The 19,596-nt window shown below is 71.8% G+C and carries 16 protein-coding genes; 4 read left to right on the top strand and 12 right to left on the bottom strand.

Annotated features, from left to right (window positions below; translation table 11 throughout):
• Positions 1-225 precede the first annotated feature (225 nt).
• From J3486_RS32730 to J3486_RS32720, 3 genes are all read right to left on the bottom strand, one after another.
• Positions 226-1,878, bottom strand: coding sequence for a PucR family transcriptional regulator (locus J3486_RS32730; RefSeq protein WP_207826955.1), 1,653 nt, complete (start codon positions 1,876-1,878; stop codon positions 226-228).
• Positions 1,879-2,041: 163 nt separating this feature from the next.
• The gene (locus J3486_RS32725) at positions 2,042-4,417 is read right to left on the bottom strand and encodes an ATP/GTP-binding protein (RefSeq protein WP_207826953.1); all 2,376 of its coding nucleotides are present in this window, start codon (positions 4,415-4,417) and stop codon (positions 2,042-2,044) included.
• Positions 4,418-4,565: 148 nt separating this feature from the next.
• Complete coding sequence (locus tag J3486_RS32720) at positions 4,566-4,895, bottom strand: hypothetical protein (protein WP_307805032.1); 330 nt, start codon at positions 4,893-4,895, stop codon at positions 4,566-4,568.
• Positions 4,896-5,079: 184 nt separating this feature from the next.
• Between J3486_RS32720 and gabT the strand changes: the two genes are divergently transcribed.
• Both gabT and J3486_RS32710 read left to right on the top strand, forming a co-directional pair.
• A complete protein-coding gene (gabT, locus tag J3486_RS32715; protein ID WP_207826951.1) occupies positions 5,080-6,414 on the top strand; it encodes a 4-aminobutyrate--2-oxoglutarate transaminase in 1,335 nt (444 codons plus the stop codon).
• A gap of 437 nt (positions 6,415-6,851) precedes the next feature.
• Positions 6,852-7,391 (top strand): phosphatase PAP2 family protein, encoded by a 540-nt coding sequence (locus J3486_RS32710; protein WP_307805031.1) that lies wholly within the window; start codon positions 6,852-6,854, stop codon positions 7,389-7,391.
• Here J3486_RS32710 and J3486_RS32705 read toward each other — a convergent pair.
• Complete coding sequence (locus J3486_RS32705) at positions 7,345-9,159, bottom strand: chitinase (protein WP_207826946.1); 1,815 nt, start codon at positions 9,157-9,159, stop codon at positions 7,345-7,347. The two genes, J3486_RS32710 and J3486_RS32705, sit on opposite strands and share 47 nt — an antisense overlap.
• A 97-nt stretch (positions 9,160-9,256) precedes the next feature.
• Positions 9,257-9,718: a hypothetical protein gene (locus J3486_RS32700; protein WP_207826944.1), complete on the bottom strand. Its 462-nt coding sequence runs from the start codon at positions 9,716-9,718 to the stop codon at positions 9,257-9,259.
• A 168-nt stretch (positions 9,719-9,886) separates the two neighbouring features.
• Here J3486_RS32700 and J3486_RS32695 point away from each other — a divergent pair, with 168 nt between their 5' ends.
• On the top strand, positions 9,887-10,258 hold the full coding sequence (locus J3486_RS32695; RefSeq protein ID WP_207826943.1) for a DUF4440 domain-containing protein: 372 nt from the start codon (positions 9,887-9,889) through the stop codon (positions 10,256-10,258).
• Positions 10,259-10,774: 516 nt separating this feature from the next.
• Here the strand turns inward: J3486_RS32695 and J3486_RS32690 are convergent.
• From J3486_RS32690 to J3486_RS32665, 6 genes are all read right to left on the bottom strand, one after another.
• The gene (locus tag J3486_RS32690) at positions 10,775-12,193 is read right to left on the bottom strand and encodes an FAD-binding oxidoreductase (protein WP_207826941.1); all 1,419 of its coding nucleotides are present in this window, start codon (positions 12,191-12,193) and stop codon (positions 10,775-10,777) included.
• Positions 12,194-12,232: 39 nt separating this feature from the next.
• Complete coding sequence (locus J3486_RS32685) at positions 12,233-13,030, bottom strand: ABC transporter permease (protein WP_207826939.1); 798 nt, start codon at positions 13,028-13,030, stop codon at positions 12,233-12,235.
• Positions 13,030-13,962 (bottom strand): ABC transporter permease, encoded by a 933-nt coding sequence (locus J3486_RS32680; RefSeq protein ID WP_207826937.1) that lies wholly within the window; start codon positions 13,960-13,962, stop codon positions 13,030-13,032. Before J3486_RS32680 ends, J3486_RS32685 begins: the two co-directional genes overlap by 1 nt.
• Positions 13,959-15,143, bottom strand: coding sequence for an ABC transporter ATP-binding protein (locus J3486_RS32675; protein ID WP_207826935.1), 1,185 nt, complete (start codon positions 15,141-15,143; stop codon positions 13,959-13,961). The genes J3486_RS32680 and J3486_RS32675 overlap by 4 nt, the downstream gene beginning before the upstream one ends.
• A gap of 60 nt (positions 15,144-15,203) precedes the next feature.
• Positions 15,204-16,472: a spermidine/putrescine ABC transporter substrate-binding protein gene (locus tag J3486_RS32670; protein ID WP_207826933.1), complete on the bottom strand. Its 1,269-nt coding sequence runs from the start codon at positions 16,470-16,472 to the stop codon at positions 15,204-15,206.
• A gap of 69 nt (positions 16,473-16,541) precedes the next feature.
• Positions 16,542-18,083 carry a gamma-aminobutyraldehyde dehydrogenase gene (locus tag J3486_RS32665; RefSeq protein ID WP_207826931.1) on the bottom strand — a complete coding sequence of 514 codons (1,542 nt, stop codon included), beginning with the start codon at positions 18,081-18,083 and terminating at the stop codon, positions 16,542-16,544.
• Between the two features lie 218 nt (positions 18,084-18,301).
• On the opposite strand from J3486_RS32665, the gene J3486_RS32660 reads away from it, so the two are divergent.
• Positions 18,302-18,868 (top strand): NADAR family protein, encoded by a 567-nt coding sequence (locus J3486_RS32660; protein ID WP_207826929.1) that lies wholly within the window; start codon positions 18,302-18,304, stop codon positions 18,866-18,868.
• 336 nt (positions 18,869-19,204) lie between these two features.
• On the opposite strand, the gene J3486_RS32655 is transcribed toward J3486_RS32660, so the two are convergent.
• A complete protein-coding gene (locus J3486_RS32655; protein ID WP_229378960.1) occupies positions 19,205-19,594 on the bottom strand; it encodes a DUF4190 domain-containing protein in 390 nt (129 codons plus the stop codon).
• Between the last annotated feature and the right edge of the window lie 2 nt (positions 19,595-19,596).

Raw genomic sequence — 19,596 nt, 5'->3', positions numbered from 1 at the left:
TTAGGTGGGTGCCGGGCGATTGGGTTTGGCCGGGCTGGAGTGTTCGGGGGGCTTTGTTGGCCGGTTCGTCAGGTGCGGCCCGGTGGGGGCTGGGCGCGCAGTTCCCCGCGCCCCTGAAAGGCCTGCGGCCTTCAGGGGAAGCTGCGCGCAGCGCATGCTTCTAGGGGCGCGGGGAACTGCGCGCCCAGCCCCCACCGGCCGTCAGCCGACCACGAGACCATCCCCTCAGGCCCCGGTCGCCTTCAACGCCAGCCACAGCTCCATCCGCACATCGGGATCGTCCAGCGAGCGCCCCAGGATCTCCTCGACCCTGCGCATCCGGTACCGCAGCGTGTGCCGATGAACCCCGAGATCCGCGGCAGCGGCATCCCACTGCCCGTGCCGCGACAGCCACGCCTGCAGCGAGGCGACCAGGTCGCCCCGGCCCGTCGCGTCATGATCGCGCAGCGCCCGCAGCAGCCCGTCCGCGAACGCCCGCACCGCGTCGTCACCGAGCAGTGGCAGCACGGACCCGGCGACGACGTCCTCGTGCTCGACCAGGACCCGCCCGCGCCGCCGCGCGACGGACAGCGCCTGCTCGGCCTGCTTGAAGGCGGTCGCCGCCGCGATCGGCCCGGCCGGAGCCGAGAACCCGACGACGAGCTCGTCACCGCCGGCGCCGCCCGAGGACGCGGCCCGCGTCGCCTCCAGCGCCTCCGCGTACTGCACGCAGGCCTCCCCGGCCGCGCCCCCGTCGACCACGAGCAGCACGACGCGCTCCCCGTCCGGGACGACGAGCACGGCCTCGCCGGCCCGCGCGGCGGCGGACTCGACGACGTCGACGAGGACCGAGACCGGGTCACCGGCCGGGCCGCCCGCGCCGGTGATCGCCTCGGCGAGCAGCAGCGCGGTGCCCGTGGCCCGGCCGCCGCTCGGCGCGACCCCGCTGGGCGGCGGCGCCACGGCCTCGGCGAGCACCATCCGGAACGGCGCGTCGAGCAGCGCCCCGTAGAGATCACCGGCGACGGCCCGTGCATGGTCCGGCTCGGCGGCGAGCAGCATCCGCAGCACCGCGGAGCCGATCCGCTGTTCGGCCGCGTACAGGGCCCGGGAGCGCTCGGTGGTCAGGGTGAGCAGGGCGATGGCGGAGTGCAGCGCGTACCGCTCGGCGGTGCCGAGGGCCGCGGCCGTGCCGACGGCGAGAGCGGCCCGCGGCCTGCGTCCCGTACCGATCGAATGCAGCTCGACCCGGTCGTCGGCGCCGCCCGCGACCACGGCGCTGGCGGGCGCGGGCCGCTCCCGCAGCCGCTCCACGTCGGGGGTGAGCCGGGCCGCCCGACGTCCGGCCCACTCCGGGGCGGTGGCGACGACGGCGCCCGAGGCGTCGTAGAGCGCGGCCCACCCGTCGACCTGCGCGGCGAGGACGGCGAGCAGCCCTTCGGGGCCGTCGTTCAGGGCCTGCTTGGTCAGCTCGCGCTGGGCGGCGAACCCGGAGGTCACGGCCCGGTACTGGTCTGCGGCGATGGCCGCGGAGACCGCCTTGCTGATGGCGATGAACGGCGTGCGCGGCGGGACTTCGAGGAGCGGAAGACCCTCGCCCTGCGCCGCCTGCACGAGTGCGTCCGGCACGGCGTCGTAGTTGACGCCGACCGCGAAGCCGAGCCCGACGACGCCCGCGCCGACGAGCCGCTTCACGTAGCGGCGCATGGCCTCCGGGTCCTCGGCGTCCAGCTTCAGCGCCGTGATCAGGAGCAGCTCCCCGCCCTCCATGTACGGCACGGGGTCGGCGAGCTCGCTCACGTGCGCCCACCTGACCGGGGTGTCCAGGTGCGCCTCGCCCGCACGCACGGTGAGCTTGAGAGCCGAGTGGTGGACGAGCGAGGCGAGCGTGGGCGGCATGACGGCCTTCAGGTGTGCTGGGTGTACCGGGCGGAGGACCGGCTGTGCTGGGCGTACGGACGTGGCTTGTGAAGCTTTTGGACGCTCCGTATGAACGCCCCGTGCCGATTCTGCCTCACCGTACGTACCGCTGGCGCCCCGCCCCGGGATCCTCAGCCACTCTTCAGGCGCGCAGGTCCACGAGCAGCGGCGGAGCGTGCTCGCCGCGCACGGTGGTCAGGGAGAGCACGGCGTGACCGGGCGGGACGGCGTGCGCGAGGTCGGACGCCGACCAGCGTTCGCGCTCGACCTGGCGGACGGTGACCGCGTCGGTGGTGACGGCCTTGCCGGTGACCATCTTGCGCAGGCTGTGCAGGGCGCGGGTCAGCGGCTGGTTGGCGTACACCGTGTGCTGGGCGACCTCCTCGCGCTCCACCCACTCGGTGCCCCAGGCCTCGGCGAACCGGCGGCCGTCCCAGGTGGAGACCCCGGAGAAGGCCATACGGCAGCCGACGGCCGCGTACAGCGGGCCCTGCAGAGGTTCGGCGACCTCGCCGACGGTACGCAGCCCGAGGACGACCCCGGCGCGCGCGGAACGCAGCCGCTGGATGGCGCGGACCGTCTCGGCGGTCACCGTGCGCGCCGCGTCGTCCAGGACCAGGCAGGCGAACGGCGCGTCCTCGCCGCGGCCGCGCACCACCGACGCGAACTGGGCGAGCAGCAGCCGGGCCAGCAGCCGCGACGCCTCCTCGTGGCCCTGCTCGGGAAGGTCGACACGGACCCGCAGCGGATGCCCGGTGACGGACCGTACGGAGAACGGGCGGCCGGCGCCGCTCGTGTCGAAGAACCCGGCGAACACGGGCCGGTCGAGCACCGCGAGCCGGTCGGCGAGCACCGGCCCCGGGTCGCCCGCGGTGCCGGACTGCCGCTGGCGGGCGTCGAGTTCGCGACGCATCGCCGCGTCGGCGTCCGGAGAGAGCCGGGACCGCAGATCGGCGAGGGCGGCCGCGTCGCCCTCCAGGAGTTCGCGCAGCACGGGCACCGAAGGGAAGTGGCCGTGCGCGGTGCGGTAGGGGCCGAGGAGCTGCGCGAGCGCGGTGGCCGCGCGGCGCGTGTCGACCCCTTCGAGGTCGCCGACCAGCCCTTCGGCGAGGAACGAGGCGGCCTCGTCGGGGTCGGTGGCGTCCGCGTACAGGTCGAGGTCGTACACGGAGGCGGGGTCGCCGGGGCGGACCACGACGTCGTACGCGTCGTCGGGGCCCAGCGGGGTGCCGGCGGCGCAGACGGCGATGACCGCGGCCCGTCCGGTGAGCGCCTGGAGCGCCAGCGACTCCACGACGGGCCGGATCACCCCGGCGGTCTTGCCCGCGCCGGAGGGGCCGACGGCGAGCAGCGAGGTGCCGAGCGCGCTCGGGTCGAGGGCGGCGCCGGCGCCCTGCAGCGGGTACGGGTTGCGCTCGTCGCGCGCGAAGCGGCCGATGCGGACCTGGCCGACGAGCAGGTCGTGGGTGGCGGTGCGGACGGGCAGGTCGCGCTGCTTGGAGGGGTGCGTCCAGGCGGCGCCGCCCTGGCGGACCACGGTGTCGGTGAACTCGGCGGGCCCGTCGGCGCGGCGGGCGGCGGCCTTCCAGGCGCGGGCGACGCGGACGCAGTCGACGTCGTTCATCCGGCCGCCGGCCACTTCGAGGGCGAGGACGTCGGCGGCCTTGTCCTGTCCCGCGGCCCGCAGCTCGGCCCATTCGGCGCGGGCGCGCGGCGGGGCGGCGGGCTTCGGCGGGGTCTTGCGGGCGCGCAGCCCCGACCACGCCTCCAGCCAGCCGCCGAGGCGGGCGAAGGGGTAGAGCACGGCCAGGGTGATGAGGCCGTAGAGGGTGTACGCGAGCGCGGGGATCGTGAAGAAGCCGTAGCCGCCGGTGATCAGCACGACGAGGGACAGCACGGGTTCGGCGATCGGCAGCGGCCGCCAGTCGAGGCCGAGCGCGGCGGGCCAGACGAAGACGAGGACGCCGACGGCGGCGACGGAGGCGATCAGCGCGCGGGCCGGCTGGGGCCGGCGCACCACGAAGTGCCGGATGCCCTCGCCCCACGCCCCGAACCGCCCGACGAGGAAGACGAGCACGCCGAAGGCCACCCCCTGATAGACGACGAGGGCCTCGTTCGCCTTCGCGTCGCGCGGGGACGTCGTGCCGGGCCACCACCAGGCGTCCGGGGTCACGATCTTGAGCGGCACCCACTGGTACGGGAGCGTGCCGTGCCGCCACAGGCTCCACAGCAGGATCCCGGCGAGGAACGAGGCGACCATCCACACCAGCAGCTTGCGGCCGATCACCGTCTCGTCGCGCCGGGGCGCCCGCGGCACGAACCCGTACCGCCACACCCCCGGCTCGGTGCGCGGCCTGCGCGTCGACAGCCACTGGGCGACCGCGGCCCCCGGTCCCGCCGGCGCCTGCCGGGGCATCGGCGGCACGGCGGGACGTGCCGGCCGCGCGGGCCGCGGCACGGGGGCGGAGCGCCGCCCACTGCCCGGTTCGTGCGTGCCCTGCGTGCCCTCGGTCTCCATGCACGTGCTCCCTGCGCCTTGTCAGCTCCGGTCGGTCGGGCCGGCGCACGGGCGCCGAACCTGTTCAATCTAACCGCCGCACATGGGGAGTTGACCCATTGCTCCGGGCGCGGCGGTCGTCCCGCGCGGGCCCACCGGCCCCACGGGCTCACCCGCCGTCGGCGGCCAGTCGCTCGCGCAGCCGGCGCACTTCCCCGACGAGCCGCGGTACGACGTCGCGGGCCATGGCGATGAAGGCGGCGTTCTCCTCCCAGCGCGCGTCCGCCGAGTCGACGTACCGCGGCTGCTGCACGAGCGTCGCGGCCACCAGGTCCCCGTGGTCGAAGCCGGGCCACCGCTCGCCCCGGCCGGTGTCAGGCACGGTGCTCACCGCCACCAGCCCCATGGCCCACTCGTCGTCCAGCTGTCTGACGAACCAGGGCCCCGGCGTGGCCGCGGCACACATCTCCTCGATCTCCTCCAGCTCGCGCTCCCGCACGCCGCCCCTCCTTCGCTCGCACTCCGACCTGTCCACCTCGGACAACCCTGCCCCACAACCCCGCCCCAATGGAGCATGACCGGCCCCCTCTCCCCGCCCTAACCTGCGAGAAACCCCCGAAACCCCCCGGCGAACCCGGACCGGAACCCGGTGCCGCCCCCTGAGCCAGAACCAGGAGCCCCGCATGAGCGACATCCCGCAGGAGCGCCGCGTCGTCACCGCCATCCCCGGCCCGAAGTCGCAGGAGCTGCAGCAGCGCCGTCTCGCCGCCGTCGCCGCCGGTGTGGGCTCCACGCTGCCCGTGTTCACCGCGCGCGTGGACCGCGGCATCATCGAGGACGTCGACGGCAACCGTCTGATCGACTTCGGCTCCGGTATCGCCGTGACCAGCGTCGGCGCGTCCGCCGAGGCCGTGGTCCGCCGCGCCTCCGCCCAGCTGCAGGAGTTCACCCACACCTGCTTCATGGTCACGCCGTACGAGGGTTACGTGGAGGTCGCCGAGGCGCTCGCCGAGCTGACCCCGGGCGACCACGCCAAGAAGTCGGCCCTGTTCAACTCGGGCGCCGAGGCCGTCGAGAACGCCGTCAAGATCGCCCGCGCGTACACCAAGCGCCAGGCGGTCGTCGTCTTCGACCACGGCTACCACGGCCGTACGAACCTGACGATGGCCCTCACGTCGAAGAACATGCCGTACAAGCACGGCTTCGGCCCGTTCGCCCCCGAGGTCTACCGCGTCCCGGTCGCCTACGGCTACCGCTGGCCGACCGGCCCGGAGAACGCCGGCCCCGAGGCCGCCGCCGCCGCGATCGACCAGATCACCAAGCAGGTCGGCGCCGACAACGTGGCCGCGATCATCATCGAGCCGGTCCTCGGCGAGGGCGGCTTCATCGAGCCGGCGAAGGGCTTCCTGCCCGCCATCCGCCAGTTCGCGTCCGACAACGGCATCGTCTTCGTCGCGGACGAGATCCAGTCCGGCTTCTGCCGCACCGGCCAGTGGTTCGCGTGCGAGGACGAGGGCATCGTCCCGGACCTGATCACGACCGCCAAGGGCATCGCGGGCGGTCTCCCGCTCGCCGCGGTGACCGGCAAGGCCGAGATCATGGACGCCGCGCACGCGGGCGGCCTCGGCGGCACCTACGGCGGCAACCCGGTGGCCTGCGCCGGTGCGCTCGGCGCCATCGAGACGATGAAGGAGCTCGACCTCAACGCCAAGGCGAAGGAGATCGAGTCGACGATGAAGACCCGGCTCTCCGCCATGCAGGAGAAGTTCCCGGCCATCGGTGACATCCGTGGCCGCGGCGCGATGATCGCCATCGAGCTCGTCAAGGACCCGGCGACCAAGGAGCCGCACCCGGAGGCCGCCGCCGCGCTCGCGAAGGCCTGCCACGCCGAGGGCCTGCTCGTCCTCACCTGTGGCACCTACGGCAACGTGCTGCGCTTCCTGCCCCCGCTGGTCATCGGCCAGGACCTGCTCAACGAGGGCCTCGACATCATCGAGAGTGCCTTCGCGGCTCTCTGAGCACAGCGGGACACTGGAGTCACACGGTCCGACGATGCCGGTTGAAGAGGGAACCATTCCGCTGACCTGGCACGACGGTCGGGCCGTGTGAAGAAGGTGTGGGGGCCCCATGGCAGCTTGCCGAACCGGCTGTCGCGCCCCCGACCCCTGACGTACGGTTTCTGCAGATGAGAGAAACACCCCGCCCGCAGGGGACTGCGGGCGAATCCGGGACGGAGCCTCCCCAGCCCCGCCCTGGTCGTGCCCTCGCGCACACACCCGGAGCTTCCGGCTCCGGAACTCCTCACCGATCGGACGGTCGCCCGCCCCAAACCCCCCGGGGCGCGCGGCACGCCGATCAGATCGGGCGCCTCGGAGCTACCCCCCCTGCTCCGGGGCGCCCGGCCACTTTTCTCACTCTCTGCGCGGCCCTCCTCTTCGCGCTCCTCACGTGGCAGGTGGCGGCGGACGGCCCCCTCCTCACCCCCGACGAACGCCTCGGCGACGCGCTCCGCACGAGCGCGATCCCCGCGGGCCCGGCCGAATTCCTCGCGGACCTCGGCAACCTCCAGGTGGCCCTCCCGGTCCTGGCGGCCACCCTCGCCTACCTCACCTGGCGCACCCGCACCTGGTTCCCGACGCTCGTCGCCGTCGTCACCATGGCCCTGGTCCCGGCCCTGGTCGGCCCCCTCCAGTCCCTCCTGGCCCGCCCCGGCCCACCCCCGATGTCCCCCGAGACCGGCTTCTACCCCTCGGGCCACGCGGCCACGGCAGCGGTCGCGTACGGCCTGTGCGCCCTCCTCGCGCACCGACGCTCAGCGGCCTACGGCTGCGTCGCACTGAACGCGGCCGTAGGCCTGGGGCTCGTCCGGCAGGGGTATCACTGGCCGGTCGACGTGGTGGGGAGCTGGTGTCTTTCGGTGGTGCTGCTGTACGCGGCCGCGTACGCGATCAGCCGAAGTACGCGTCGAAGTTCTTCTGGAACTCCCAGCCGGTGAACCGGTCCCAGTTCACCGACCACGTCATCAGGCCGCGCAGTGCCGGCCAGGTGCCGTGGGTCGGGTACGTGCCGCAGTCGGTGCCCTTCGTCAGGCAGTTCAGGGTCTTGGTGACCTCGGCCGGGGCGACGTAGCCGTTGCCCGCGTTCGTGGAGGCGGGCATGCCGATGGCGATCTGGTCGGGGCGCAGTGGCGGGAAGACGTTGGTGGCGTCGCCCGCGACCGGGAAGCCGGTGAGGAGCATGTCGGTCATCGCGATGTGGAAGTCGGCGCCGCCCATGGAGTGGTACTGGCCGTCGAGGCCCATGATCGGGCCCGAGTTGTAGTCCTGGACGTGCAGCAGGGTCAGGTCGTCGCGCATCGCGTGGATGACCGGGAGGTACGCGCCGCAGCGCGGGTCCTGGCCGCCCCACTTGCCGGAGCCGTAGAACTGGTAGCCGTTCTGGACGAAGAAGGTCTCCGGGGCCATGGAGAGGACGAAGTCCTGGCCGTACCTGGCCTTCAGGGTCTTCAGCGCCGAGATCAGGTTCACGATCACCGGGGTGGTCGGGTTCTTGAAGTCGGTGTCGCCGGTGTCGAGGGAGAGGGAGTGGCCCTCGAAGTCGATGTCGAGGCCGTCCAGGCCGTACTCGTCGATGATCTTCGAGACCGAGGTGACGAAGGCGTCGCGGGCCGCTGTCGTGGTGAGCTGGACCTGGCCGTTCTGGCCGCCTATCGAGATCAGCACCTTCTTGCCCGCGGCCTGCTTGGCCTTGATGGCCGCCTTGAAGTCGGCGTCCGACTCGACGTTCGGGCACTCCGTCACCGGGCAGCGGTTGAAGCGGATGTCGCCGGAGGTCGCGGAGGTGGGTTCACCGAAGGCCAGGTCGATGACGTCCCAGCTGTCGGGGACGTCGGCGAGGCGGGTGTAGCCGGAGCCGTTGGCGAAGCTCGCGTGGAGGTAGCCGACCAGGGCGTGGGCGGGCAGGCCGGTGGAGCCGCCGCCGGTGCCCGTTGCCGTCGTCGCCGTCACCGGGGTCGACTTCGCCGACTCGCCCTCGTCGTTGACCGCCGTGACCTGGAGGCTGTACGCCGTCGCGGGCGTGAGGCCGGTGAGGGTGGCCGAAGTGCCGGTCACCGTGCGGGACTTGGTGCCGTTGACGTAGAGCGCGTACGACGTCGCGTCGGCGACCGCGGGCCAGGACAGGGCGATGCTGGTGGTGGTGATCGCGCCTGTTCGCACGCCGGTGGGGGCGGCCGGGGGTACGGGGGCGGTGGCGCCGGGGCCGAGCAGGGAGAGGTCGTCGGCCTGGTAGGCGGGGGTGCCGTACCAGCCGTGGGTGTAGATCGTGACCTTCGTCGTCGACGGGCCGGTGCGGAACGTCGTCGTCAACTGCTGCCAGTCCGGGGCGGACTGGGTCCACGTCGAGACGTCGGTGGTGCCGGTGCCGCTCGCGCCCAGGTAGACGTAGGAGCCGCGGACATAGCCCGAGAGCGTGTACGTCGAGTCCGGCTTGACCGTCACCGTCTGCGCGCACTGGGCGTTGTCGCCTGCGGTCGGGGTCGCCTGGAGGGCCGAAGTACCGCTGTGGACGGGCGAGTTCACCGTCGCGCCGGTTCCGGCCGAGCACGTCCAGCCGTCCAGGCCCGACTCGAAGCCGCCGTTGCGGGCCAGGTCCGTGTCGGCCGCGTGGGCAGGGGTGGGCGACACCGCGGCGAGCCCGGCGGCGGCGAGGGCCGCCGCCGTCACGGCGGTCAGAAGTCTGCGGGGTGGTCCGGTGCGGGACATGGCTGCCTCCGGGCGTGGCGGGGGAAGGGGGCACGGTGCGGTGGAGCGCGCCCAACTTGGTCCAGACCAATTGAGTTGTCAAGGGTTCCGGTGCCGGCTACTCCCCCGCGTCCCTGGCCAGTTGGGCCGCCGCCTCGTGCATCGCGAGTTCCAGGAGCGCCGGGTCGGTGAGCGTGCCCTGGCCGTCCGGCGGCACCAGCCAGCGGACTCCCCCGGTGGAGCGGCCGGGGTACGGGACCACGATCCAGGTGCCTCGGCCCGCCCCGCGTACGCCCGTGCCGAGCCAGCGTGCGACCGTGCCCGCCGGGACGAAGAAGCCCATCCGGGCGTCGCCGAAGTCCGCGAGGACCGGGCCCGGGCGGTCGATGACGCGGGTGAGGACGTCGAGCGTGGGGTAACCGAGCTCACCCGGCAGGATCAGCACGTCCCACTGTTTGCCCGCGGGCAGCAGGGCCACCCCGAGCGGATTGCGTTCCCACTCCCAGCGGCAGGCCTCCGGATCCGGCGCCACCGACACCAGCCATTCGACCGCCGACTTAGCCGCCCCTGAGCCAGTCATGGCGGGACCTCCCTTTTCGCTCGGACTGTGTTCGTCACAAGCGAGAGGGGGTTGCGGCCCGAGCATTACGCGGGTTCGGGCTACTTGTTGGTAGTGAACCGGGTCACACCGTGCGACCTGGGCGTACGCCGGTTGGTCAAGGGTGGCGTGATCGCCTACTTTCGGCGCATGAACGAGGACGAGCAGGCTCAGATCCAGGCGGCGATCGACGGGGAGCTGCGCATGCTCGACCCCGCGGTGCGGGCGTCCGACGAGGCCGTCACGGCGCTGCTCGACCCGGAGTACTTCGAGTTCGGGGCTTCGGGGCGGCGCTGGGACCGCGAGACGATCCTGGAGGTGACGGGCTCGGGCGGCATCTCCGCCGAGGACCCGGCGGTCGTCACGGAGATGGCGGGCACGCTGCTCGCCCCCGGGGTCGTGCACCTGACGTATCGCTCTGCGGATCATGGGCGTCGGGTGTGGCGTAGTTCGTTGTGGCGGCGGGGGGTCGACGGCGTGTGGCGGATGTACTTCCATCAGGGGACGCCGACGGGGGCGTAGGGGCGCGCTGCGGTTCCGCCGCGCGGGCCCGACCGGCGGTGGTCGTGCCCCGTCCGGGGCGCGGGGCTGTATCGATCTGCGGCTCCGCCGATGGTGGTCGTGCCCCGTAGGGGCGCGGGACTGTATCGATCTGCGGCTCCGCCGCGCGGGCGCGACCGGCAGTGGTCGTGCCCCGCAGGGGCGCGGGGAACTGCGCGACCAGCCGAGACGGCGCTGCACCCGGCGATGGCGCGGCCGGGACCGAGCTGGAGGCCGGTTGGAGCGCTCACCCCGCGCCGGGGTGCCGCCTTGCCCACCCTGCCGCCCATGGCGGCAGATTGCCCAAGGCGGCGCGGCGGGCGCCCGGGGCAGGAAAGCCCGAGGCGGCGCGGCGGGCGCCCTGGGCGGGAAAGCCCCAGGCGGCGCGGCAACCGACCGGGGCGGGAAAGCCCCAGGCGGCGCGGCAACCGACCGGGGCGGGAAAGCGCCAGGCGGTGCGGCAGCCGGAGGCGAGGGCGCGGTAGCCCGCCGGGGCTGTCAGCTGTCGAAGCCCAGGCCCGCGGTGTCCATGGCGCGGAGCCACAGGTTGCGGCGGCCGCCGTTGTCGTCGGCGCGGGCCAGGGACCACTTCGTCAGGCCGATGCCGACCGACGCGAACGGCTCGGGCGGGAACGGAAGGGGCTTGGAGCGGACCATCTCCAGGTCTGTACGCTCCGTGCGCTCGCCCGAGAGCAGATCGAGCATGACGTCCGCGCCGAACCGGGTCGCCCCGACGCCCAGACCCGTGTACCCGGCCGCGTACGCCACCCGGCCCTTGTGCGCCGTGCCGAAGAACGCCGAGAAGCGCGAGCAGGTGTCGATCGCGCCGCCCCACGCGTGCGTGAAGTTGAGGCCCTCCAGCTGCGGGAAGCAGGTGAAGAAGTGGGCGGCGAGTCGCGCGTACGTCTCGGGGCGGTGGTCGTACTCGGCGCGGACCCGGCCCCCGTACGGATAGATCGCGTCGTAGCCGCCCCACAGGATGCGGTGGTCGGCGGACAGCCGGAAGTAGTGGAACTGGTTGGCGCAGTCGCCGAGGCCCTGACGGTTCTTCCAACCGATCGACGACAGCTGGTCCGCCGACAGCGGTTCCGTCATCAGCGCGTAGTCGTAGACCGGGACGGTGTATGAGCGGACGCGCTTGACCAGGGACGGGAAGACGTTGGTGCCGAGCGCGGCGTGGTCGGCGAAGACGCGGCCGTAGGGGGTGCGGACCGCGACCCCGCCGGCGTGGGAGACCAGCTCCGTCGCCGGGGTGTGCTCGTAGATGCGTACGCCGAGGTCGAGGCAGGCCCGCTTGAGGCCCCAGGCGAGCTTCGCCGGGTGCAGCATGGCGACGCCGTGGCGGTCGTACAGGGCGCCGAGGAAGGTCGGCGACGCGACCTGCTCGCGGGTCTGGTCCGCGTCCAGGAGTTCCAGGCCGTCCGCGAGCCCGGCCTCGCCCAACTCCTCGTAGAACTCGCGCAGTTCGGTGACCTGATGCGGCTGCGTGGCCACGTCCAGCTCGCCGGTGCGCTCGAAGTCGCAGTCGATGGAGTAGCGGGCGACCGCCGCCTCGATCGCGTCGAGGTTGGCGGCGCCCAACTCCTCCAGCTTCTTGATCTCCTTCGGCCAGCGGGCGAGCCCGTTGGCCGTGCCGTGCGTGAGGGAGGCGGCGCAGAACCCGCCGTTGCGCCCGGAGGCGGCCCAGCCGATCTCCTTGCCCTCGACGAGGACGACGTCCCGGCCGGGGTCCCGCTCCTTGGCGAGCAGGGCCGTCCACAGGCCGCTGTACCCGCCGCCCACGACCAGCAGGTCGCAGCGCTCGTCGCCGGTCAGGGCGGGGCTGGCCTCGGGGCGTCCGGGGTCGTCGAGCCAGTACGCGAGGGGCCGAGCGTCGGCCAGTGAACGGGTCCAGCGATTCATGGCGCGTGCGGCCATGATTCCAACTCCCTCAGGAATTCAGCAGGTGCCTGTGATTCAGGCAGCCTTGTTCTTGCGCTTGCCGGCCATCATTCCGACCAGCACGCACACCACGGCGACCAGGAACATCGCCGTGCCGATGACATTGATCTGAACGGGCGTACCGCGCTGCGCCGAACCCCACACGAACATGGGGAAGGTGACGGTCGAGCCCGCGTTGAAATTGGTGATGATGAAATCGTCGAAGGAGAGCGCGAAGGCGAGCAGCGCGCCCGCCGCGATACCGGGGGCCGCGATCGGCAGGGTGACGCGCAGGAACGTCTGCACCGGGCCGGCGTAGAGGTCCTGCGCAGCCTGCTCCAGGCGCGGGTCCATCGACATCACACGCGCCTTCACCGCCGTGACGACGAAGCTGAGGCAGAACATGATGTGGGCGATGAGGATCGTCCAGAAGCCCAGCTGGGCGCCCATGTTGAGGAAGAGCGTGAGCAGCGAGGCCGCCATCACGACCTCCGGCATCGCCATGGGCAGGAAGATGAGCGAGTTCACCGCGCCGCGCGCCCGGAACCGGTAGCGGACGAGGGCGAACGCGATCATCGTGCCGAGGACCGTGGCCCCGATCGTCGCCCACAGGGCGATCTGCAGGCTCAGGCCGAGCGAGCCGCACATGTCGGCGACCCCGCACGGGTTCTTCCAGGCGTCGAGCGAGAAGTCCTGCCACTCGTAATTGAAGCGGCCCTTCGGCTTGTTGAAGGAGAAGGCCGTCACGATGACGTTCGGCAGGAGGAGATAGGCGAGCGTGAGCAGGCCCGCCATCACCACCAGATTGCGGCGTATCCAGCGTACGAAGGCCATCAGACCAGGTCCTCCGTTCCGGAACGGCGAATGTAGACGGTGACCATGACGAGAATGGCCGCCATGAGGATGAAGGAGAGCGCGGCCGCCGTCGGGTAGTCGAGGATGCGCAGGAACTGCGTCTGGATGACGTTGCCGACCATGCGGGTGTCGGTGGAGCCGAGCAGGTCCGCGTTGACGTAGTCACCGGCCGCGGGGATGAAGGTGAGCAGGGTGCCCGAGACCACGCCGGGCATCGAGAGCGGGAACGTCACCTTGCGGAAGGTGGTGGCCGGGGACGCGTACAGGTCGCCCGCCGCCTCGTGCAGCCGGCCGTCGATCCGCTCCAGGGAGGTGTAGAGCGGCAGGATCATGAACGGCAGGAAGTTGTACGTCAGACCGCAGACCACCGCGAGCGGGGTGGCGAGCACCCGGTCGCCGTCGGTCATGCCGAGCCAGCTGGTGACGTCGAGGACGTGCAGCGAGTTCAGTGTGCTGACCACGACGCCGTTGTCCGCGAGGATCGTCTTCCAGGCGAGCGTGCGGATCAGGAAGCTGGTGAAGAACGGGGCGATCACCAGGATCATGATGAAGTTGCGCCAGCGGCCCGCGCGGAAGGCGATGAGATACGCCAGCGGATAGCCGAGCAGCAGGCACAGGATCGTCGCCAGGCCGGCGTAGAGGACCGACCGCAGGAACTGCGGCCAGTACTCGGACAGCGCGTCCCAGTACGTGGCGAAGTGCCAGGTGACGGTGTACCCGTTCTCCAGGGACCCCTGCTGTACGGAGGTCGAGGCCTGGTAGATCATCGGCAGGGCGAAGAAGACGACCAGCCAGAGGATGCCGGGCAGCAGCAGCCAGTACGGGACGAGGCGGCCGCGCCTGCGCACCTTGCGCGGCGGCTTCTGGGCCGCGGGCGCGGGTGCGGGCGCTTCGGTGAGTGTCGTGCTCATGCGACCGCGCCCTTTACGTCCTCCGCGACCTTCTCCACGCCCGCGTCGGCATCCTGCGCCGCGTCGAGGCCGAAGGTGTGCGCCGGGTTCCAGTGCAGGACGACCTCGGCGCCGGGGGCCAGGCGGCTGTCGCGCTCGACGTTCTGCACATAGACCTCGAAGGCGTCGCCGACCGGGCTGTCGACCACGTACTGCGTGGAGACGCCGATGAAGCTGGACTCCTTGATGCGGCCGGTGACGCGGTTGCGGCCGTCGGCTATCTCGGCCGCGTCGTCGGCGTGGGTGAGCGAGACCTTCTCGGGGCGGACGCCGAGCAGGACCTTGCCGCCGGTGGTGGTGGGGGCGGAACAGCGGGCGGCGGGCAGCAGCAGCTTGCCGTCGGAGGACGGCAGACGCAGGGCGATGTCGTCGCCGGCGGTGCCCGAGATCTCGGCCTGGACGAAGTTCGAGGTGCCGAGGAAGTTGGCGACGAACGTCGAGCCCGGGTTCTCGTACAGGTCGGTGGGGGCGCCGAGCTGTTCGACGCGGCCCGCGTTCATCACGGCGACGGTGTCGGCCATGGTCATGGCCTCCTCCTGGTCGTGCGTGACGTGGACGAAGGTGATGCCGACCTCGGTCTGGATGCGCTTGAGCTCCAGCTGCATCTGGCGGCGCAGCTTGAGGTCGAGGGCGCCGAGCGGCTCGTCGAGCAGCAGCACCTTGGGGTGGTTGATGAGCGCGCGGGCGACGGCGACCCGCTGCTGCTGGCCACCGGAGAGCTGGTGCGGCTTCTTGCGCGCGTGCTCGCCGAGCTGGACGAGGTCGAGCATCTCCTCGACCTGCTTCTTCACCGACTTGATGCCGCGCCGGCGCAGGCCGAAGGCGACGTTCTCGAAGATGTCCAGGTGCGGGAAGAGCGCGTACGACTGGAAGACGGTGTTCACCGGGCGCTTGTACGGCGGCAGGTTCGTGACGTCCTGGTCGCCGAGCATCACGGTGCCGGTGGTCGGCTCCTCCAGGCCCGCGATCATGCGGAGCGTGGTGGTCTTGCCGCAGCCGGAGGCGCCGAGCAGGGCGAAGAAGGAGCCCTGCGGGACGGTGAGGTCGAGCGGCTGGACGGCCGTGAAGCCGTTGTCGTACGTCTTGCTGATGCCGGTGAGACGGACGTCGCCGCTGTTGTCGGTCGTGTCGGAAGTCGTCATCGTGAGTCCAGGGAGTCAGGAGGAAGCCGGAGGAAGGGGTGCGTGGCGAGAAGGTCCGGGTCAGCCGCCGGTGAGCTGGGCGAACTTCTCCTCGAACGACGTCTCTTCCTTGGCGGTCAGGGACCGGAAGCCGTGCGCCTTGGCCGCCTGGGCCTTGTCGGGGACGATCAGCGGGTCGTTCGCGACGTCCTTGTCGATCTTGGCAAGCTCCGGCTTGATGACCGAGCTCTCCAACGGGGTGACGTAGTTGATCCAGGCCGCGAGCTCGGCGCCGACCGCCGGCTCGTAGTAGTAGTCCATGAGCTTCTCGGCGTTCGTCTTGTGACGTGCCTTGTTCGGGATCAGCATGTTGTCGGTCGACGAGAGGTAACCGGCGTCCGGGATCGCGAACTTGACGTGCGGGTTGTCCGCCTGGAGCTGGACGACGTCACCGGCCCAGGCGAGGCAGGCCGCGAGGTCGCCCTTGCTGAGGTCGGATATGTAGTCGTTGCCGGTGAAGCGGCGGACCTGCTTCCTGTCGACGGCCTTCTGCACGCGCGCGATGGCCGCGTCGAAGTCGTCCGCCTTGAAGTCGCGCGGGTCCTTGCCCATGTCGAGCAGGGTCATGCCGACGGTGTCGCGCATCTCGGAGAGCAGGCCGACCTTGCCCTTGAGCTTGGGGTCGTCGAGCAGCTGCGAGACGGAGGTGACCTCCTTGCCGCCGGTGGCCTCGGTGTTGTACGCGATGACCGTGGCGATGCCCTGCCAGGGGTAGGAGTAGGCGCGGCCCGGGTCCCAGTCGGGGTTGCGGAACTGGGTGGCCAGGTTGGTGTACGCGTGCGGCAGGTTGGCGGCGTCGAGCTTCTGCACCCAGCCGTAGCGAATCAGGCGGGCGGCGAGCCAGTCGGTGAGCACGATGATGTCGCGCCCGGTGTCCTGGCCCGCGGCGAGCTGCGGCTTGATCTTGCCGAAGAACTCGACGTTGTCGTTGATGTCCTCCGTGTACTTGACCTGGATCCCGGTGCGTTTGGTGAACGCCTCCAGGGATGGGCGGTGCTTCTCGTCGTCGCTCATGTCGATGTACTCGGTCCAGTTGGAGAAGTTGATCGTCTTCTCCTTGGCCGAGTGGTCCTCGGACGAGATGCCGCCCTGGGACTTGCTCGCCGCGGGGATGCCGCAGGCGGACAGCGTGGAGAGCCCGCCAACGGCGAGCGCACCGCCCGCCGAGGCGCGCAGCAGCGACCGGCGAGACATTGATGCTGCGGCCCTGCCGCTGCGGAAACTGCGCCGCATCGCGGCCAGCTGGGCCTTGCTGAGCGGCGTCAGGCGGTCGGGCTCGTACTGCTCCATGCGCGTGGTTGCCCTTTCGGGAGTCCCTTACGGGAGGTGGAGGAGGCCGCGGGTCAGGCGGCCCGGTGGTTATCGGTCCCCGAAGATCGTGCGGTGCCAGTCCTTGCGGACCACCGCGGTGTTGTCGAACATGACGTGCTTGATCTGCGTGTACTCCTCGAAGGAGTAGGCAGACATGTCCTTGCCGAAGCCGGACGCCTTGTAGCCGCCGTGCGGCATCTCGCTGAGGATCGGGATGTGGTCGTTGACCCAGACGCAGCCGGCCTTGATCTCGCGGGTGGCACGGTTGGCGCGGAAGACGTTGGTGGACCAGGCGGAGGCGGCGAGCCCGTACGGGGTGTCGTTGGCCAGCTCGATGCCCTCGTCGTCGCTGTCGAAGGGGAGCACGACGAGCACCGGGCCGAAGATCTCCGACTGCACGATCTCGCTGTCCTGCGCGGCGTCGGCGATCAGGGTCGGCCTGTAGTAGGCGCCCGGGTGGTCCAGGGCCTCGCCGCCGGTCACCACGCGCGCGTAGCCGCGCGCCCGGTCGACGAAACCGGCGACGCGGTCGCGCTGGGCGTGCGAGATGAGCGGGCCGAGGTCGGTGTCGTCGGCGAACGGGTCGCCGAGCCGGACGGTCTCCATGAGCGCGGCCGTCTTCTCGACGAACGCGTCGTAGAGGGGACGCTGCACGTACGCGCGCGTGGCGGCGGTGCAGTCCTGCCCGGTGTTGATGAGCGCTCCGGCGACCGCGCCGTGCACGGCGGCGTCCAGGTCGGCGTCGTCGAAGACGACGAAGGGTGCCTTGCCGCCGAGCTCCAGGTGGAGCCGCTTGACGGTGGCGGTGGCGATCTCGGCGACGCGCTTGCCGACGCCGGTGGAGCCGGTGAAGGAGGTCATGGCGACGTCCGGGTGCCCCACGAGGTGCTCGCCGGCGTCCCGGCCCGCGCCCGTGACGACGTTGACGACACCGTCGGGGAGGCCGGCCTCGGTCGCGGCCTGCGCGAACAGCAGCGAGGTGAGCGGGGTGAGCTCGGCGGGCTTGAGCACGATGGTGTTGCCCGCGGCGATCGCCGGCAGGACCTTCCAGGCGGCCATCTGGAGCGGGTAGTTCCAGGGTGCGATGGAGCCGACGACGCCGATCGGTTCACGGCGTACGTACGAGGTGTGGTCGCCGCTGTACTCGCCCGCGGACTGCCCCTGGAGGTGGCGGGCGGCGCCCGCGAAGAAGGCGGTGTTGTCGACGGTGCCGGGCACGTCGAACTCGCGGCTCAGCTTGATCGGCTTGCCGCACTGCAGGGACTCCAGGCGCGCGAAGTCCTCGGCCCACGCGTCGAGCACGCCGGCGAACTTGTGCATCGCGTCGGAGCGCTCGCCCGGGGTGCGGCCCGCCCAGCCGGGGAAGGCGGCGCGGGCGGCGGCGACGGCGGCGTCCACGTCGGCGGTGCCCGCCAGCTCGTACGTGTAGACGTCCGCGCCGGTCGCCGGGTCGACGACCGCGTGGGTGCGGCCCGATGTGCCCTTCGTCAGGCGGCCCGCGATGAAGTTCGCGCCGTCGGCGAACCGTTCCTGTACGGAGGCTGTGACGGACGTGGCCGAGAGGGGGTTGGCCGAGGTGGGGTTGTGCATGAGTGCTCGCTCTCGCTCTCCTCCGCCGAGATCCCGTCCCGCGGGGCGTCGGCGTGGCTCCAGCTCGATTTGAGTGCCGATCCTGACAGAGCACCTGTACTCCAACAAGTGATTCCGTTGTTGCCTTTTGGTTACGCGACGGAATCTGTCGACCAGGTGTCGAGTCAGCCTGGAAAACCCAGGACGGAGTGTCAGTGGTGCGTGCCAGACTCGCGTGCATGGAGATCGACAGCAGGATCACGAGCAGAGAATCGCTGGTCGCGGCCCTGGCGGCGGGGGCACGCGTGAAGTATCTCCCGTTCTGGGGGCACACCCCGCGGGCCGACGGGGAGTTGGGGGCGAGCTGCCTGAGTCAGTGGTGGCCGTCACCGTTCGTGGTGGACGGGGTCCGGTACGCGACGGCGGAGCACTGGATGATGGCGGCGAAGGCCCGCCTCTTCGGTGACGCGGAGGCCGAGCGGCTTGCGCTGGCCGCCGGGCACCCGGCCGAGGCCAAGAAGGCGGGGCGCCTGGTGCGCGGCTTCGACGACTCGGCATGGGCGCGCGAGCGGTTCGGCATCGTCGTCGAGGGCAGCGTGCACAAGTTCGCGTCGGACCCGGCGCTGCGGGAGTTTCTCCTCAGGACCGGGGAGCGAGTGCTGGTGGAGGCCAGCCCGCTGGACCGGGTGTGGGGGACCGGCCTCGCGGCGGATGCTCCGGGGGCGCTGGACCCGGATCGGTGGCGGGGGCCCAATTTGCTGGGTTTTGCCCTGATGGAGGCGCGGGACCGTCTGCGGAGTTGCTGATGCGTAGGCGGGTGCGGGCGCCGCGGGTCGCGTGTGGCTGGTCACGCCCCGCGGCGGAGCCGCCTATCGATGCGGGCCCTCGCCCCTGAGGGCAGGCGGTCCGCGCCCCTGAAGACGTGCGGCCGCGCCGCGCCTGAGGACATGCGGCTCCGCGCCCCTGAAGGCAGGCGGTCCGCGCCCCTGAAGACGTGTGGCCGCGCCGCGCCTGAGGACATGCGGCTCCGCGCCCCTGAAGGCAGGCGGCCCCGCCGCGCCTTCCCCGATGAGATGCCGCTCCGCAGGTGCGCATCTCAGAGGTGCGGGGAACTGCGCGCCCCGCCCCACCGACGCCGCGCCCTACGCCGCCACGAACACCACACCCATCAGCACCGCGAGGATCAGCCCGCCCAGGCCGCAGATGAAACCGGCGAGGGCCTGGCCCCCGTTGGTCGCCTCGGAGCGGTTGGCGCGGCGGCGGCCCAGGACGCCGAGGACGACGGCGAGCACACCGGTCACGATCGCCGGAGGCCAGAGCAGGAAGCCGACGGCGGTGAGGATGCCGAGCACCAGGGACGCGACGCCGAAGCCGTTGCCGGGGGCGCCCGGCGCGTGTCCGGCCCAGGCGTACGCCGGGTACGGGAGGACACCGGGGCCCTCGGGCCCGACGGGCGGCGGCGGCACGGGCTCGCCGGGCGGCGCGTACGGGTTGGTGTAGCCGTACGACGCGTACGGGTCGTACTCGGTCATCA

This window comes from Streptomyces sp. VRA16 Mangrove soil (assembly GCF_017377775.1).
Taxonomy (GTDB): domain Bacteria; phylum Actinomycetota; class Actinomycetes; order Streptomycetales; family Streptomycetaceae; genus Streptomyces.
This window is presented reverse-complemented; position numbering and strand designations above follow the sequence as displayed.